The sequence below is a fragment of the Aeribacillus sp. FSL M8-0254 genome (assembly GCF_038008845.1).
GTDB classification, from domain to species: domain Bacteria; phylum Bacillota; class Bacilli; order Bacillales; family Aeribacillaceae; genus Aeribacillus; species Aeribacillus composti.
Window position 1 is genome coordinate 2,946,797 of record NZ_JBBOZY010000001.1, and the last position, 17,440, is coordinate 2,964,236.

The following is a 17,440-nucleotide window of genomic DNA, read 5'->3' on the forward strand; positions in this document are numbered from 1 at the left end:
GTATTGTATAATTTTGGATACAGTATGTAACATGTTTAACTTTTTTCGCAAATTGTCAAGTGATTTTCGTGCGAGGTGACTGTTATGAATGTTTATATAGCTTTCGGCACTATTGAATATTTAAGCAAAATCAAAAAAAATAATCTAGCAGAATGCATGTTATTCATGCATGACGGTGAAAGCGCCGTCCTTATGCATGAAACAAAAGGAACAACAATTTTTAAAGAACCCAAAAAATATGAAATTATTGATAAAAGAGGAAGTATCTGCAGCGATGGAGGGTTTGCCGTGTTTACCTATATATCTGTTACAGATGAAGGAAAACCTCTATTTGAACAGCAATTTAAAGAGCTATCTCGATTCATTGAAAGCCATTCGGGCTTTGTTGCCTTAAGAGTTCTCCGCCCTCTTTTCAAAAACACTTATATCATTTTCACTTTATGGGAGACAGAACAAGATTTTAACAAATGGGATCAAAACGAAGCTTTTGCTAACCACTTTAAAAAAGCTTTAGGGATGAGCGATAAACTCATTTTTCCTTCTCCACCCCGAGTAAAGAAATATTATATTGTAAAAGATGAGAAGGAATGATTTAAAATGGAAAGAGAGAAGAATGGATCAAAACATGCAAAAATCGTTGAAACGGCTAAATACATCAAGCCTCATTTAATTTTAAAAAAATAAAGGGGAGAGGCGGAAATATGACTTTATTATCAGTAGATCAGATTACCGGCGGGTACACAAATAAGCCTGTTTTAAAAAATGTTTCATTCACTGTAAACGAAAATGAAATGGTCGGTTTAATTGGATTAAACGGTGCGGGGAAAAGCACAACGATCAAACATATCATCGGTTTGATGGAGCCAAGTGACGGGACTATTAAAATTAACGGCAAAACATTTCAGGAAGATCCGGTGCAATATCGAAAGCAATTTAGTTTTGTTCCTGAAACCCCTATTTTATACGAAGAAATGACGTTATTTGAGCATTTGCAATTGATGGCTATGGCGCACGGGATCAGTGAAGAGACATTTAACGAGCGGCTCGATCCTCTTTTAAAAACATTTCGAATGGAAAAGCAGTTGAAATGGTTTCCGGCACATTTTTCTAAAGGGATGAAACAAAAGGTCATGATTATGTGCGCTTTTTTAGTTCAGCCATCCCTTTACATAATTGATGAACCGTTTGTCGGGCTGGATCCGTTAGCCATTCACGCCCTGCTTGATCTCATGAATCAGGCGAAAAAACAAGGTGCTGGCATTTTAATGTCAACCCACATTTTAGCAAATGCAGAACGGTTTTGTGACACTTTTGTGATTTTGCACAACGGAACCGTCCGGGCTCAAGGAACTAAACTTGAGCTGCAGGAGCAATTCAATATGCCTGGTGCAACATTGGACGATCTTTATATTCGGCTGACAAAGGAGCAAGACGATGAGATCAATCAATGATATTTGGCCTGCCCGTTTGGCAGCACATATAAAAGAAACACAAACATACTTGCGTTATATGCTGAACGATCATCTGCTTTTAGTGATTATGTTTTTATTAGGCGGAGGAGCCTATGCGTATCAGCAATGGCTTGATCAACTCCCACCTCATTTTCCATCAGCATTCTTAATGGCACTCTTGTTAGCATTAACGGTAACTTTTTCGCAAGTACGCACGTTGTTAAAAGAACCTGACATCATCTTTTTACTGCCTATGGAAAAAGGATTAAACCATTATTTTCAGCGTGCTTTTATATACAGCTATATCCTTCAGACTGTCCAAATGATCGTATGCCTAATCATTCTTGCACCTTTATATTTTCAAAGCGGTGAAGGTGAAGGCATCAACTATTTATTCCTTATCTTCCAGCTTACGGTTATTAAATATTGGAATTTGTGGATTCAATGGAAAATGACGCATTTTCCGGAGCGGTTATCCCAGATAATGGATAAGTTTGTCCGATATGCTGTCAATTTCACGGTAATTTATTTGGCTGTTAAGGAAAGCATGCTGTCCCTGTTTATTTACGGCATGATGGCATTGGTAACCATTTATTTCTTCAAGATAACGAGGAACAAAACGCTGCAGTGGGAATTTTTAATTTTGCAGGAAAATCGCAAATTGCAATCATTTTATAGATTGGCCAATATGTTTACTGATGTGCCGAAACTAAAGGCTGAAGCAAAAAGACGGAAATGGATGGACTGGATTTTGTCTTTCATCCCTTACAAGCAATCAAATGTATTTTTATATATGTTTTCCAGATCCTTCATTCGTTCAGGAGATTATTTCGGATTGTTTATCCGCTTATTGATGATCGGCGTTATTGTCAGCATCTTTTTGCCTTTGTCACTTGTATCTTGCATCATTTTGCCGGCAGCTGTTCTATTCCTAACCGGAATTCAATTAACGAGCTTATACAAGCATTATGATGCTCTTTTTATCGCTGACTTATATCCAGTTCCACAAAATGTAAAGAAAAAAAGCTTTTTACGCCTTCTTTTTACCATTCTTTTCATTGAGCTAGCCATTCTTACCATTGTTTTATTAACGCAAACGAATATTTTATTTGTCGGCGTCCAGCTGGCAATCAATGCGTTATTTGCATATATTTTTGTTTATATGTACTTTTCGGGAAAGTTGTTGGCACGATAAAGGAATGGAACGGAAGAATCTTCTTGGACATCTGTTTTTTATCGTTTTTCATGGACGGTTTGAATAAACTTTATGGCATTTAAGGAAGCGTCCTAATTTATTTTCAACAGGAAGCTCTTTTTCATTTGGACCGTGAGGAAAAGCGTTCATTTTCCAAGCAACCTGTTTTGGCAGATGGCTGCGAATGCTAAAAACATTTCACAAAGCCAATTTTCTCTTACGGCGCCGGATTGTTTTTTTTAGAGCGAGCGGTTTTTTTGACTTAACGCTTTTTGCTTATGTCGCCAATTTTTTTCCCGAGGCGTTAAACGCCTTTTCATATTTATCATTAAAAAACGCTCAATTTTTTTATTTTACACAACATAAAAAATAAATTAGTGGGTATGCTATTGACTGAAGAGGGTGACAACACACTTAAACAGATGTTTGTCATTAAAATTTTTTCATGTCGTGTTCTAACAAAAGTTTAAAGTGTCAAAAAGGAATACCATTCATTATTTGAAAATGGGGTGTTGACGAAAGACACTTTTAAATCGCTTTTTTAACATGTGCATTGAAACCCCTCTTCAAAGGAACGGACTTATGTTCGTTCCTTTTTATGTTTTCTTTCATTTTCAACGCGTGGTAAAATAAAGAAAAAAATTGCGGGGAGTGTCATTATGAGCGATTGCATTTTTTGTAAAATTATTAACGGAGAAATTCCTTGTGCAAAAGTATACGAGGATGAACACGTTTTAGCTTTTATGGATATTATGCAGGTAACGAAAGGACATACACTCGTCATCCCAAAAGTACATAAAGAAAACGTTTTCGAGCTTACACCTGACATCTCAAGAAACTTTTTTGAAGCTGTTACGAAGGTCGCAAAGGCAGTAAAAAAACAATTGAATCCAAAAGGATTAAATTTAATCAATAACAATGGCGAAGAAGCCGGCCAAACAGTGTTTCATTACCATATGCACATAATTCCTCGACACGGAAAAGAAGATGGTTTAGGCATAGTATGGAAATCCCATCAAAATGATTATACTCCAGAAGACCTTGCACAGCTTGCTGAAACAATAAAAGGCGGATTGCAATAAAAAATAAACGGCTAAAGGATCCTAACAACAGGATCCTTACTGTTTTCTAACCGACACAAAATTTTTTATTTCCCCTCTCCTTTTTTCATGATAGGATGTTTTTATAAATGTGTTAAAAGGAGGACGAATCGTGGATCGAGTATACAATTTTAATGCAGGACCAGCAGCTATACCAGTCGAAGTATTACAAAAAGCTCAAGGCGAGCTGTTGAATTTCAATCATACAGGCATGTCCGTCATGGAGCTGAGCCATCGGAGCCAGGCGTATGATGAGGTTCACAATAATGCCAAAAGCTTATTGAAAGAATTGCTTAATATCCCTGATTCGTATGATGTGTTATTTTTACAAGGCGGGGCAAGTCTGCAATTTGCCATGATCCCGATGAATTTTTTGAATAATGAAAATATCGCCTATTATATTTTAAGCGGAGCATGGTCTGAAAAAGCGTTAAGCGAAGCAAAAAAATTTGGTGAAACAAATGTGTTGGCATCAAGCAAAGAGTCAAATTACACACACATCCCAAAACAATTCGAGGCAAATTCGCTCCAAAATGCTGCGTATTTGCATATTACGTCAAACAACACAATTTTTGGGACAGAGTGGCATGAGTTCCCAAGCACGAATGCACCGCTGATTGCGGATATGTCCAGCGATATTTTGAGCAGAGAGCTCAATATCGAACAGTTCGATCTCATTTACGCAGGGGCGCAAAAAAATCTAGGACCTTCCGGAGTCACTGTTGTCATCATTAAAAAAGATCTAATTGAAAAAGCAAATAAAAATGTACCAACTATTTTGAGCTATCAAACACATGCAAGCAAAAACTCTTTATATAACACTCCACCGACCTTTGCCATTTACATGCTTTCTCTAGTGTTGGAATGGGTAAAAGAACAAGGCGGAGTAGCTGAAATTGAACGTAGAAACAAACAAAAAGCTCAAATATTATATAACGCTATAGACGAAAGCGATGGCTTTTACAAAGGACATGCAGAAAAAGAAAGCCGTTCATTCATGAACGTAACATTTACGCTGCCATCTGATGAATTGACAAAGGCGTTTGTTCAAGAGGCAAAAGAAAATCGATTAATAGGTCTATCCGGTCATCGTTCTGTCGGTGGCTGCCGTGCATCCATTTATAATGCGGTAACGATTGAAGCATGTGAAAAGCTCGCCCAGTTTATGAAAGAATTCAGAAAAAAACATTAAAAGCCTATCCTAACTTTAACGATCATACGCTATAATAGTGGAAAGTTTATTAAAGATGAGAACAGAAGAGGAGAGTTTAGAGATGAGAACGAAAGAATTAGTCATTTTATCTTTATTTGTCGCCATCGGCGTTGCTCTTCATGCGATTGTGCCGCCCATATTTAACGGGATGAAGCCGGATATGATGCTGTTGATGATGTTTTTAGGAATTTTCCTGTTTCCTGGGGTGACAAACGCCGGTCTGCTGGGCATTGCAACTGGCATATTATCCGGATTGACAACCAGTTTTCCCGGCGGACTCGTTCCGAATATTATTGATAAAATTTTGACGGCATTTTTAATATATTTTCTATTTCTAGCCTTAAAACCACTCAAACAAGCAATAGCAAGGGCAGGAATTTTAACAGTCATAGGAACATTAATTTCCGGCACAGTGTTTCTTTTAGCAGCGCTCTTACTTGTAGGTCTCCCAGGAGGCGCCGGATTTACTGCATTGTTCCTTGCGGTTGTATTGCCGGCAACAGTTATCAATACAATTGCAATGGTGATTATTTATCCCATTGTTGAAAGCATTCTTAAACGTTCTAACGTTCTATCAGAAAATAAATAAAACAGATTGACCCGATCTATGATCGGGTTTTATTATTGTATATAATAAAGAAGAAAAGCTATTAAAAGTGACGTTAATCCGCCAATCGCTAAAACTGACGCCCTCTTTTTCAGAAGATGTTTTGGAGGATATGAACTCGCAGAATTGGCTAACTTCAAATTATAAAAAGCTCCTACAAGAAACAACATGCTAATGATAAAAAATAAAAAAATAACACCCGCCATAATTTCCCTCCCTTACTTTTAGTTTATGCATCTTCAACTAAGGCTATGTTTTTATTGACGGATTTTGAAAACAAGGAACTATAGGAGTGGTAAAAATGTCAAGAGGAAAATCTTTTCTATATGGATTTTTCGTCGGCGGTGTTGTTGCTGGAGCAGCTGCACTGATTACGGCTCAAGCGAGAAACGGCAATGTTTTAAAAAAGACAAGATACAATTTGCATAAGCTTGAAAACATATTTGGAGACTTGAAATCTGATGGGAAATCGTTAAAAAAGCAAATCGCACAATCAGCGAAAGAAGGCTTGCAAATTGCTAAAGAAGTCGCTGCTGATGTCAATCGGTCCATTCAAGCATGGCAGATGGAAATTGATCCGAATAAAAAAAATTTGGAGCTGCATGTAAAAGAAATTAAAGATAAATTAACAAAGCTAGAAGATCAAATCAAAAAAGAAAGAAACTGACGCTTCAAGTTTGTGGAATCCTTTTACAATTAAAAATATTAAGCATGTCAAAGAATTGGCAGGGTGTCAATTCTTTTTTGCTATAATTTATAATCATGACAAATTGTTACAGTATAGAAAATCTTGATCGTTCTCATCATTCTTCGCAAAATTTATTACCGCTTCTATGTGTACTATTTTTAGTGTTTCACTATTTATTTAAAAATTTCGTAAATTACATCTTTATAAATCTTTATTTTATTGGCATAATAGAAGATATTAAAAATGTTAGTATTATACAAAGTAGGTGGAAAAATTGAAGAGATCGCTCGACAGCTATACGATAAAAGATGCACTTCTGTTCAGCCAGCGTGTCGCTCAGCTAAGTAAAGCGCTTTGGAAATCCATTGAAAAGGATTGGCAGCGCTGGATTAAACCATATGATTTAAACATCAATGAACATCATATATTATGGATCGCCTATCATTTAAAAGGAGCCTCGATCTCAGAAATCGCAAAATTTGGGGTCATGCACGTATCGACGGCATTCAACTTTTCGAAAAAGTTAGAAGAACGCGGTTATTTAAAATTTTCCAAAAAAGAAAATGATAAAAGAAATACTTACATACAATTAACAGAAAAAGGAGAGGAAGTGCTGCTTAAGCTTCTTGAAGATTATGATTCATCCAAAAACACCGTTCTGAAAGGCGCGCTTCCGCTGCAAAATCTATACGGAAAATTTCCTGAAATGATCGAAATTACAGCAATTATCCGAAACATTTACGGAGACGATTTCATGACAATTTTTGAACGCTCATTCAATAATATCGAAAATGACTTTGTCATTGAAGACGGAAAAATCAAGAAAAAGAAAGATGTGGAGGAACATTCTTATTTAAAAACTACAGTGAATCAATAGTTCGTTTTAAGTCTTTCATTAATTCAGTATACAGCCCTTGTAAATAAAGGGCATCGATCGTTTCATTGACATCCAGCTTTGGCGTCAGCTGTCCGGCAAAAAGCGTAAGGAGATTTTCAAAATATACAAATCCTTGCGCTTTTTGCTCCTTATGCTCCTTTGCTAATTCATCGCATATGCGAAAAACCTCTTCTATTTCCTCCTTCATAAGCCCTTTTTCCATCACGAGCTTGTAGAAAGGATACATTTCAATATTCATCATTTTCATAAACAAAGACATATAATATTCTAGAGTTTCCAGTCTTCTTTCTAAATCTTTCATTCCATCACATCTTTCTTCGGTTCATAATGGGGGCTGAAAACTCCCCAAAAATTTCCCATAACCCTATCTTTTTTGTCATTATTTTGATATTGTAATAGGTATGAATGGAAGGGGGGATTTCAAATGCTATTATATTTTATCATTTTTGCCGTCTTCATTCTATTTTATATAAACAAACTGACAACTGCTCTTTGTTCCATTCGTGAACTCCCTGAAGAAAAACAGTCAAACGTATTCCGCACCATTAATGTCTTAATTACCATTTTACTAATTTCATCATACATAGAAATTTCCTTTACTTAAAAGTTTTTTTACTTCATTAAAAAAGCCGGCAGAAAACCTCTTCTGCCGACTTTTTTGAAACCATTAATAGATCCAAGCAGCACCAACAATAATTAGTAAGATGAACAATACAACGATTAACGCAAAGCCTCCAACATATCCTCCACTCATCACGACACCCCCTTTTTGTGTCTTTACGTTATCGTATGCACTGTTCTTTTTTTCGCATAGGCATTTGTCCTTCTTACTGGAATTTTCTTAACCCAAATTCGAAACGATTTTTCCATTACTTGGACAAACAGTTGCAAATCATATAGTTTCATGTCAAAATGTGAGTATATTTGTTTTAGATAGACAAAAAAAGGTAGGAGTTGTAAAGTATGAAAAAATTTGCATTAGCGGTTATCGCAACGGCCAGCTTATTCGCTTTGAATGCGTGTTCAAACGGTGCAAATGATGCGGTCGTTGAAACAAAAGCCGGAGATATTACGAAGGACGAATTTTATGAAGCATTGAAAAACCGTTTTGGTAAAGATGTTTTACAAGAACTTGTGCATGAAAAAGTATTAAGCGAAAAATTTAAAGTCTCCGACAAAGAAATTGATGAAGAGCTCGAAAAAATGAAACAGCAGTACGGCTCCCAGTACGATTTAATTGCTCAGCAATACGGAGACAAGGTTTTGAGACAAATCGTGAAGGTCGACTTGCTACGCAAGAAGGCAACAGAAGCGAATATTAAAATTACAGATAAAGATTTAAAAGAATATTATGATTCATTGAAAGGAAAAGTACGCGCCAGCCACATTTTAGTGGAAGATGAAAAAACAGCGAAAGAAGTAAAAGAAAAACTTAATAAAGGCGAAAAATTTGAGGATTTGGCAAAAGAATATTCGATCGACGGATCTGCCTCCAACGGCGGAGATCTTGGATGGTTTGGCAAAGGCCAGATGGTGAAAGAATTTGAAAATGTGGCATTTAAATTAAAAGAAGGAGAAATCAGCGATCCTGTTAAAACAGAATACGGTTACCACATTATTAAAATTACTCAGACGGTAAAACCATTCGAAGAAATGAAAGACAGCCTGAAAGAAGATGTCAAAAAACAGAAAATATCTGATCCGTCATTGATGCAGGAAGCTATTGACAAAGCAATTAAAAACGCAGATGTAAAAGTAAACGACAAAGATCTAAAAGATTTGTTTGAAACCCAAAATTAACATATGGCATATAGAAGAAAGGGGGACTAAAAGCAAAGCTTCGTCCCCCCTTTTTAGCATTCAAAACATGTGAGCGTATATAAATGTTTTTTATCAACCTGCACCAGCTTTGCCGGGTTGACAATGGATCTTTTTATCCGGATTAAAGCAGCTCACGTTTTGTCTGATGTCTTTTGACTGTTTGATGATGTTTTTCCGAAAATCGTCGCGCTCCCGCTGGTCGGATAGAGGAAATTGAAAGCATAGTAGAAAAGCTGACACAATTTAGTTTCTAATTTGCAGATGTCATCTTTTCTTTCGCTCGCTTTTCTTTTTCTTTTTTCATTCTTTCGATATATACATTTCCTTCCCGCTCAATAAAAATTTCTTCTATTTCTTTGTCTTTTTTAGCTGTTTTATATGCCATATATGCACTAAAAATAATTCCAACAATACATAAATATACCCACCACGGCAGAAACGTCATTCCATCTCCTCCTTGCATAGACAAGCTTTTTTATTTCATTTTATGCAAGGGGCTCTATATTATGATTCTCTATCGATGAAATGACGGTTTATAGAATGAGCGATTGTCCAGAGCGAAAATCCGTTCCGTAAATTCTCCCGGCTTGACTCGTTCAAGCGCCCGGTCCAGCATGTTCATTTTTGCATCGATATTATCAATATGATGGAGAATTTCCGCTTCCTTAACCATCGGCATTTTCGGACTTCCCCATTCCGGTTTCCCGTGATGGCTCAATACCATATGCTGCAAAATGACGACCTCTTCGCCGGAAATCCCAAGTTCCTTCGCAGCTTCTCCAATTTCGTTTACCATGATGGAAATATGTCCAAGCAAATTCCCTTCAACTGTGTAAGAAGTGGAAATGGGGCCCGACAGTTCAATTACTTTGCCAAGATCATGAAGTATGACCCCAGCATATAATAAATCCTTGTCTAAACTCGGATAAAAGTCAGCAATCGCTTTGGCAAGATCAAGCATGGAAACAACATGATAGGCAAGGCCTGATACATATTCATGATGGTTTTTCGTCGCCGCCGGATATAAGAGAAAAGCGCTTTGATGCTTGTTCATCAAGAATCTTGTTATCCGTTGAATGTTTGGATTTTTCATTTCAAATATGTATTTCGTAATTTTTTCAACCATTTCTTCTTGAGATAATGGCGCTCTTTCTACAAAATCCTGTACATTTAAATTTTCATGCGGCTCTGCCAATCGGATGTTGCGGATTTTCAGTTGATTTCTTCCCCTGTAATGATGGATATCGCCAAATATTTTAACAATCTGTTGAGGCAGATAATTTTCTTCATCTTCTTTGCTCACATCCCATAGTTTTGCTTCAATTTCCCCGGAACGGTCTTGCAAAATTAACGTTAAAAAAGGTTTTCCATTGCTTGCAATACCTTTTGTTACTGATTTTATCAGCAAAAAAAGATCTACCTGCTCCCCAACATTGTAATGAATAATTCCTTTAGCCATCGTATTCTCCTTCCACTTTCCGCCTCGTAACTTATAGTATAGCATACGAACCAAATGTGCGACGGTCTAACAAATATATTTTATAAGTAAATGATTTCTTCGTCTTGAAAGTAAGATAATATATGCTGATGGCAAGTAAACAGCAGCATTTGATGATGATCCGACAGCTGTCTCATGATACTCACAATATTTTTTATGCGCAAATGATCAAAATTCACAAAGCTGTCATCGATCATTAATGGAAGATGAATTCTTTTTTGCATGCTTTCTGCCAGCGCAAAACGGATCGCCGTGTACAGTTGTTCAGCTGTTCCTTGACTCAGTTCTTCAGCCGTAAAAACAAGCCCGTCTTTCCTTTTCACTGAGAAAGAAGGCGAACCCTCCGCCAGATAAATGTTTTCGTATTCCCCAGACGTTGCTATTCGGAAAAAATATTCCATTTTATGCAACAACTTCGGCATTTTTTCATTTCGAACATAATTCGTCGTATGTTTCAGCATCTCTCTTGCCACTGCCATTGCCGCCCATTTTTTCGCAAGCTTTTTTGCTGCAGAACGCTTCATTTCAAACGAATATTTCAACTCAGAATATAGACCTGATAGTTCTATTTTTCTAATCTCTATTTCTGTTTCCGCTAATTTCTTCCGGATAGAATCCTCCATTTTTTCGAGTTCTTCTTCTTTTTCCTCAAGAAATGTTTCTCGCTCTTTCAAAGCCCTCTCATTTTGATAATCGTTCATATCGCTTGATGTCAATAATCCTTTCGTTCGCAGCTGCCCTTCAATCCAGTTTAATTCGGTTTCGATTTTTTCTTTCTCTTTTTTGAGCATTCCTATTTTTCTATATTCTTCCTCGCTTGCTGCTCCGGCTGACTGAAACAGCTTCTCTAATTCTCTTTCAATGCTTTGAAAGGTCAAACGAAATTTTGTTTTTTCCTCTTGAACCTCTTTTAGCTGCTTCATCAATGCCTCTTTTTGCGATCGTTTCTTTATATTTTCTTCCATTATTCTTCTCAGTTCTGAATAGCGTTTCTCAATTGAGTCGGCACGAATGTTATAATATTCACACAAAGGCTCAAACTTTTTTCTAAACTGATTTAAGTTTTCTTCATACAAACGAACTTTTTCCTCTAACATTCTTTTTTCTCTTATCAGCTTTTGACAGCTTGCGATGCGTTCAAACTGCTCAAGCAATTGTGATCCTTCGGCTTCTTTCGGAAGATGAAAATGTTCATAAAACGGGAAAATTAAATGTTGCAATTGATACTTTTCATGTTCCCATTCATCATATAACGAAAGAATCCGTTCATAAGCTTGTTCTTTACCTTTATAATTCATCTTTTCGATCTCAATTTTTTGGCGGACTTGCTGATCCTTCCATAATATTTCCTTAATATGCTTCAAACGCAACGTTCTTTCCAAGATTCGGGAATCATTTTGTTTATCAAGTTTTTTCACAAGCTGTCCATGCTCATTTTGTAAATGCTTTAACAGCTCATCATCCTGTGGACGGAAGAAAAAGAAAACAATGATGAAAGGAAGAAACGCTGTTAAAAACAGCCAATTCTTATAAACAAACGAAAGAACAATGGCAAACGCAAAAACAGATAGCAAAGATACAGTGAGAATTTTCCATTTTTTTAATTTTTCCCGATTCTTTTTTTCTCTTTCATTGATTTTTGCTTTTAACTGGGCAATCTGCTCTTTTAAATAATGTTTGTCGGCCGTTTGCGCCATTTCTTGTTCTATGGCTGACTGCTCCTCTATTAATCTTTCCCTTTCAGATGGATCAAGCAGAAAAGATTCGTATTCTTTTATGCGGCGCTCACATTCTTCCAGCGAATATTGGGCACGCTCATATTGTTCATCGAGAAGCTTTTTTCTTTGAAATAATTGTTCATATTTCTTCGCAGCATCCTTTATTTTTTCCTTCATGCGAACAGATGTGTCGATTTTTTTTATAGCATTTTCATCTTGATGGCCGAATATATAGATGAGCTCCTCATGAATCTGTCCTTCCAGCATTTGTTGTTGAACAATGAAAAGTTTTTGTTCTTCTAATTGTTTTTGGATGAGGGGAAATTGACTTTTTAATTCCTCAAACATTGTCTCGTCAGCTGGAAGGCCGTCGATCTTCAAGGCTGATAAGGAATCCTCGATCCCCTTTTCTTTTTCCTGCACCCTTCCCAGCTGTTCTAAAACTTCGTCTCTTCTTGCCGAAAGCTTTTCCAGCCGCACAAACCCGTCCTCCGGGAATTGAATGCCGTCAGGAAAATCTTTTAGCAGCTGCAAGCATTCTTTCCGTCTTTCCAAAAGGGGAAGAACTGCTATTTGTTTTTCCACTTTTTTCCGTTCTGTTTTCAGCGTCACCTTCTCGTTCTGGCAGTCCTTCAGCTGCTTCTCTAAGCTGTCCCTTTCTTTGATCAAAAAATTGTAAGCGCGCTGCTGTTCTTTTGCATGTTGCAGTTCTGCAAAGTCCTCCATCAGTTCATTTAACGATCTGTTCAGCAACGGTTTTCGTCCGTTCGGTTTAAACAAATCCTCCTGCTCTCTCTGCAGTTTCTCCTCTAAACGATATAACTGATCAGACCCGAATACACTTGTTAAAAATAAATATTTTCCCAGCTTCTCACGATTCAGCTCATACACTTTTTGCAGCCCGAATAAATCAAAGGAAAAAATCGCTTGATATGTTGGTCTGTCGGTTCCTTTTAAAATTTCAGCCAGCTCTTTATCCCCTCCTGTCCGTCCATCCTGGAAATAAAGAGTTACATCCCCCGCTCTGGCTCTCCCTTTTACGCGCTCCACTTTTACTGTTCCGAAATTTTCACATTCGATGATTAATGCCCCGCCGTATTTTCCGCCCGCTTTCGGTTCGAACCGTTTATCCGGATGCTGTTTAACGGGAAATCCGAACAGCATACTATGGATAAAAGACATCAGCGTCGATTTTCCGGCTTCATTTAAACCGTAAATGACTTGTATGCCATGATCCGAAAATGAAATTTTTTTATCTGCAAATTTTCCGTAGCCATAAATATGCAGTTCTTTTATTTTCATCTTATCACCTTTTTTACGACCGCTTCCATTCTTGTTTAAACAGCTCATAATAAATCATTGTTTTCGCTTCTTTTATCAATTCTTCTTTTTCATTTTCTGTGAAAGATTGAAAGAAACGCCGAAATAAACGATTTTTATATAAAGGCTCCATCGCTTCGTCAAATTGATGAAAATGATCCAAAATTTGTTCAAAATCTTTCGAAATGTAAGAGGAGGAGAAAAAGTCGTCGCTCGGCACGATTTGATGTTGAATGGAAACAATCCAAACGAATTCGTTCTTTCCTTCTTCCTCTTCATTCAATATTTGCGCAAGCTCATCCAAATGATCCTGATCCATAAGATCCCAAAACAATGATGAAGCTCCATCTAGCATAATTGTCAAAAGAGCCGAGCCATTTCGTCTCTGCTGTTCCTTTACCGCTCGAATATGATCATATAGCTCGCCAACAGCAGCTATTTCATTTACAGAGAGCTTGATTTCATTCCAAAGTATGTCAAATACCGGCACAAATCGGTACGCGCTTTTCCCGCCTTCTGCTAATTCTACAAGATACACTCCCTTTTCTCCCGTTTCTTTTTTATGGCGGCCTTGAATATTTCCCGGATAAATAATCGGAGGGTCGGAACGATGTAAAATTTGCCGTTTATGTATATGTCCTAAAGCCCAATAATCAAAATCTTTTTCCAATAAATTTTGAATCGTAAAAGGACAATACGGCTCATGTCCTTCCGTCCCTGACGCGGTGCCGTGAAGAAGACCGATATGAAGCGGCGCTTCGCTTCTTTTTTGAAATTTATAGACAATATTTTCTGTAACCGAACGAGTCGGATAGCTGTAGCCGTAAATGTTGGCTAAAACCTTTCCGTCGCGGACAAACGGTATACATTCTACATCACGATCGGAAAAAATATGAACGTTTTCAGGCCATTGAATATGAACCCAATTGCCTCCTGTATGATCATGATTTCCAAAAATAATAAAAACTTGGATGCCTTCTTCATTGAGCCGTTCAAACTGTTTCTTTAATCTCAACTGGGCTTTCAAACTGCGATCTTCGTCATCATACAAATCTCCTGCGATCAGTATAAAATCGACTTTTTCTTTTGCCGCCAGTTCAATTACACGTTCAAATGCCGTAAAAGTGCTTTCTTGAATTCTTTTAAAGATGCTTTCCGGCAAATGCTCAAGCCCAGTGAACGGACTGTCTAAATGCAAATCTGCCGTATGTATAAATGTTATGCGGCGAGTCATAGTCTCCCTCTTTTCACTCGTTTCCGGAACGTACGTTTGCTTTTCCATATTATATCATTTTAATGTGAAAAAATACATCCCGGTACCCGGGCCCCCTGCCAAAAAATTTTTTAAAAAAAGCTGAAAGGATTTTTTTTCAGGAAAAAGAAATATATTTTTTAAAAAAAGGGAGGTTGTTTGAAATGCCGACATATTTTTTAACTGCGTTTACAAACAAAGGAGAACTGCTTTTAAATGAAAAGTTTGAAGCAAATTCAGAACAAGAGGCAAAAGAAATCGGTTCAAAAATATTGAAGGAGCATCAATGTTTAAATACCACGCATCGCTTAGTTACTTCTTCTGGCCGGCTTGTTTTATTTCATCGCTAAAACTTAACAGGATTGACAGTCCACAAAAGAATGACAGGGGAAGTCTTTCACAACAAAAATACTGCGCGGCATAAGCCGCCCGCGATATTCATCCTGCTCCCCAAATTTTATGAGGCTAATTTAAAATATCTAAATGGATATGACGCTTTTTAGCCATTTACCCGTGTGGAAAAATTGTAGTGGGCATCTAAAATCAGTTTTTTCCTAGTCCCCTGCATTTTGTGGGGGGCATTTTTCTTTCCAAAACTGCCTCCCAAAAATTAGGATGATTTTGGTTCTGGAGCTTACTAAAATCCGATCACAACAATGCTAATAATGGTCGCGACGACATCATGTTTAAGAACTAAATTTGAAAAAGTAATAGCTAAAAGACCGACTATTCCAATTATGATGAACATCTTATTATCTCCCATTTTGTTCACAGAGCCCCCTTCAATATCATCCCATTAATTTAAAAATCATTATGGCTAACATGATGAAACAGATTTATCAGAGGCTGTCCAAGAAATCCTAAAAATAAAAGCAAGTAGAGAAAGAGCTCGTATTTCTCTACTTGCTTTTGTATGTTTTGTCTGAAGTCTGCCGGCTACGTTTGTTGCAGGCTAATGGCGCAATCGCTTTTATTATTAAAATTTGTTCTAAAGTGTTTTTAGGGAAATACGGGAATCGTTCTCCATCTTTGTCGTTCCCAAGCTCTTGTTTTCTATCGGGCCCTCCTTTCAACACGACCCGATACGTATGTGGAGCGTAAAATTATCAATTTTCGCCATAAAGAGCGTTTAGCAATTTGATTTTTTCATTTGTATAATGTTTAAAGCCATCGTTATACGATTTCGGATCTTTCGGATTGGCGAAATGAGTGATTTCCCGGGAAACCGGGTCGATCAATTTGCTTGATGCCCCGCAGCCTAATCCGATAATCGTTTGCATTTCTTCCATGATGATGATATTGTATATACTCTCATAACCCTTCCGGGAATATCCGACATTTTCTAAATTTCCTAAAATATTTTTTTGACGGTACAAATAATAAGGCTCATAATGATTGGCCTTTGTCCATTCAACCGCTTTATTCATCATTTTTTCTACTTCGCTTCGTTCAGCTACTTTATATTTTTCTTTGTTTTTTGTCATTTCCGATGCCCGCTTAAAGGAAAGCGTGTGGACAGTCAATGATTCAGGCATCAATTTGGCTGTCTCCTCAAGGGTGAACTCAAATTCTTTTAACCCTTCCCCCGGCAGTCCAATAATTAAATCCATGTTGATGTTGTTGATGCCCATTTCCCTAGCTAAATGAAATTTTTCAATCGTCTCCTCAACTGTATGATGTCTTCCGATTGCTTTCAATGTTTCCTGTATATATGATTGGGGATTAATGCTGATTCTGTCTATGTTCCATTTTTTTAAAACATTCAGCTTCTCTCTTGTAATTGTATCCGGTCTGCCGGCTTCTACTGTGATTTCCCGAATGCGATCAACATTTGGAAAAGATGTATACATTTCTTCATAAAGCATATCCATTTCTTCTGCCGTAATGCTTGTCGGTGTCCCTCCGCCGTAATAAACGGTCGTAATATTGATGCCTCGTTCTTTTAACCATTCGCCGATCATTCTCATTTCATAATGCAGACCGCCGAGAAAAGAATCAACTTTTCCTTGCTTGCCGCCAATAGCATAGGCAGGAAAGGTACAGTATGCACATTTTGTCGGGCAAAAAGGAATGCCGATATAAATGCTTACTTCTTTTGTCAAATTGTAAAGATCAGGAACAACAGTTAATTGTTTTTCTACAATTTGTTCCATGATGCGAATTTTTTCATTTGATACGAGCAAATCTTCTTTTAATTGTTTATAAATTTCTTCATTTTTTCTTCCTTCAAGCTTCTTTTTATGAAAAAGCTTAGTGGGTCGGACACCTGTTAAAATCCCCCATTTTTGTGTAATTCCCGTATACTGTTGAAGAGCTGTTACATAAACATTCAATACCGCCTGCTTCATTTGTTTGAATTGTTCTTTTTCATCTGTTGCGGTAAAGCTTTTTTCTAAAAAAGCTTCATACGTTTTTCCTTCTGCTTTTAGCTCGCAAGCCAACCGAAAATCACTTTGTCTGAATTCGAAATTGAATAATGCTTCGATATCATGTTCAGAAGGTTTTAAAAAAATTTCGGCTTCTTCAAAAAACAAATTAGATATTAACTGAAGAGGCCGCATAAAACGTTCATCATTTATGCCGCTGATTTGAATGCGCATGTGATCACCTTGTCGAATAGAATAAAACTCCTTATAGTGTACTAAAGGGGATTTTTTCAGTCAATACGAAAAAAACATC

General features: G+C 37.1%; 18 protein-coding genes. 11 read left to right on the forward strand and 7 right to left on the reverse strand.

Annotated elements, in window-relative coordinates; genetic code table 11:
- Nucleotides 1-84: 84 nt before the first annotated feature.
- The 8 genes from NSQ44_RS14255 (at nt 85) to NSQ44_RS14290 (ending at nt 7,131) form a co-directional block, all read left to right on the forward strand.
- Nucleotides 85-591 (forward strand): antibiotic biosynthesis monooxygenase family protein, encoded by a 507-nt coding sequence (locus NSQ44_RS14255; protein ID WP_063387319.1) that lies wholly within the window; start codon nt 85-87, stop codon nt 589-591.
- 110 nt (nt 592-701) lie between these two features.
- Nucleotides 702-1,451, forward strand: a complete 750-nt coding sequence (locus NSQ44_RS14260) for an ABC transporter ATP-binding protein (protein ID WP_063387318.1) — start codon at nt 702-704, stop codon at nt 1,449-1,451.
- The gene (locus NSQ44_RS14265; RefSeq protein WP_340857387.1) at nt 1,435-2,646 is read left to right on the forward strand and encodes an ABC transporter permease; all 1,212 of its coding nucleotides are present in this window, start codon (nt 1,435-1,437) and stop codon (nt 2,644-2,646) included. Before NSQ44_RS14260 ends, NSQ44_RS14265 begins: the two co-directional genes overlap by 17 nt.
- 659 nt (nt 2,647-3,305) lie before the next feature.
- Complete coding sequence (locus tag NSQ44_RS14270; protein WP_063387316.1) at nt 3,306-3,728, forward strand: HIT family protein; 423 nt, start codon at nt 3,306-3,308, stop codon at nt 3,726-3,728.
- Nucleotides 3,729-3,858: 130 nt separating this feature from the next.
- Entirely contained in the window at nt 3,859-4,938 is a 1,080-nt protein-coding gene (gene serC / locus NSQ44_RS14275; protein ID WP_340788203.1) for a 3-phosphoserine/phosphohydroxythreonine transaminase, read from the forward strand.
- A gap of 82 nt (nt 4,939-5,020) precedes the next feature.
- Nucleotides 5,021-5,548 carry a tryptophan transporter gene (locus tag NSQ44_RS14280; RefSeq protein ID WP_094244629.1) on the forward strand — a complete coding sequence of 176 codons (528 nt, stop codon included), beginning with the start codon at nt 5,021-5,023 and terminating at the stop codon, nt 5,546-5,548.
- Between the two features lie 319 nt (nt 5,549-5,867).
- Nucleotides 5,868-6,233, forward strand: coding sequence for a hypothetical protein (locus NSQ44_RS14285; protein WP_340857388.1), 366 nt, complete (start codon nt 5,868-5,870; stop codon nt 6,231-6,233).
- A gap of 295 nt (nt 6,234-6,528) precedes the next feature.
- The gene (locus tag NSQ44_RS14290) at nt 6,529-7,131 is read left to right on the forward strand and encodes an HTH-type transcriptional regulator Hpr (RefSeq protein WP_340857389.1); all 603 of its coding nucleotides are present in this window, start codon (nt 6,529-6,531) and stop codon (nt 7,129-7,131) included.
- On the opposite strand, the gene NSQ44_RS14295 is transcribed toward NSQ44_RS14290, so the two are convergent.
- Nucleotides 7,115-7,453: a DUF1878 family protein gene (locus NSQ44_RS14295; RefSeq protein ID WP_063387310.1), complete on the reverse strand. Its 339-nt coding sequence runs from the start codon at nt 7,451-7,453 to the stop codon at nt 7,115-7,117. The genes NSQ44_RS14290 and NSQ44_RS14295 overlap by 17 nt on opposite strands.
- A 123-nt stretch (nt 7,454-7,576) precedes the next feature.
- On the opposite strand from NSQ44_RS14295, the gene NSQ44_RS14300 reads away from it, so the two are divergent.
- Nucleotides 7,577-7,756: a hypothetical protein gene (locus NSQ44_RS14300; protein ID WP_066248923.1), complete on the forward strand. Its 180-nt coding sequence runs from the start codon at nt 7,577-7,579 to the stop codon at nt 7,754-7,756.
- Between the two features lie 63 nt (nt 7,757-7,819).
- Here NSQ44_RS14300 and NSQ44_RS14305 read toward each other — a convergent pair whose 3' ends face one another.
- The gene (locus NSQ44_RS14305; protein ID WP_340858276.1) at nt 7,820-7,906 is read right to left on the reverse strand and encodes a YjcZ family sporulation protein; all 87 of its coding nucleotides are present in this window, start codon (nt 7,904-7,906) and stop codon (nt 7,820-7,822) included.
- 209 nt (nt 7,907-8,115) lie between these two features.
- Here NSQ44_RS14305 and NSQ44_RS14310 point away from each other — a divergent pair, with 209 nt between their 5' ends.
- On the forward strand, nt 8,116-8,952 hold the full coding sequence (locus NSQ44_RS14310; protein ID WP_066248925.1) for a peptidylprolyl isomerase: 837 nt from the start codon (nt 8,116-8,118) through the stop codon (nt 8,950-8,952).
- A 271-nt stretch (nt 8,953-9,223) separates the two neighbouring features.
- On the opposite strand, the gene NSQ44_RS14315 is transcribed toward NSQ44_RS14310, so the two are convergent.
- From NSQ44_RS14315 to NSQ44_RS14330, 4 genes are all read right to left on the reverse strand, one after another.
- Nucleotides 9,224-9,418, reverse strand: a complete 195-nt coding sequence (locus NSQ44_RS14315; RefSeq protein ID WP_063387307.1) for a sporulation YhaL family protein — start codon at nt 9,416-9,418, stop codon at nt 9,224-9,226.
- Nucleotides 9,419-9,487: 69 nt separating this feature from the next.
- Complete coding sequence (yhaM, locus tag NSQ44_RS14320) at nt 9,488-10,432, reverse strand: 3'-5' exoribonuclease YhaM (RefSeq protein ID WP_066248928.1); 945 nt, start codon at nt 10,430-10,432, stop codon at nt 9,488-9,490.
- 80 nt (nt 10,433-10,512) lie between these two features.
- A complete protein-coding gene (locus NSQ44_RS14325; protein WP_340857390.1) occupies nt 10,513-13,491 on the reverse strand; it encodes an ATP-binding protein in 2,979 nt (992 codons plus the stop codon).
- A 13-nt stretch (nt 13,492-13,504) separates the two neighbouring features.
- Entirely contained in the window at nt 13,505-14,743 is a 1,239-nt protein-coding gene (locus NSQ44_RS14330; protein WP_327856399.1) for a metallophosphoesterase family protein, read from the reverse strand.
- A gap of 182 nt (nt 14,744-14,925) precedes the next feature.
- On the opposite strand from NSQ44_RS14330, the gene NSQ44_RS14335 reads away from it, so the two are divergent.
- On the forward strand, nt 14,926-15,111 hold the full coding sequence (locus NSQ44_RS14335) for a YhzD family protein (protein ID WP_340857392.1): 186 nt from the start codon (nt 14,926-14,928) through the stop codon (nt 15,109-15,111).
- Between the two features lie 756 nt (nt 15,112-15,867).
- Here NSQ44_RS14335 and NSQ44_RS14340 read toward each other — a convergent pair.
- Nucleotides 15,868-17,361: a coproporphyrinogen III oxidase gene (locus tag NSQ44_RS14340; RefSeq protein WP_130158840.1), complete on the reverse strand. Its 1,494-nt coding sequence runs from the start codon at nt 17,359-17,361 to the stop codon at nt 15,868-15,870.
- Between the last annotated feature and the right edge of the window lie 79 nt (nt 17,362-17,440).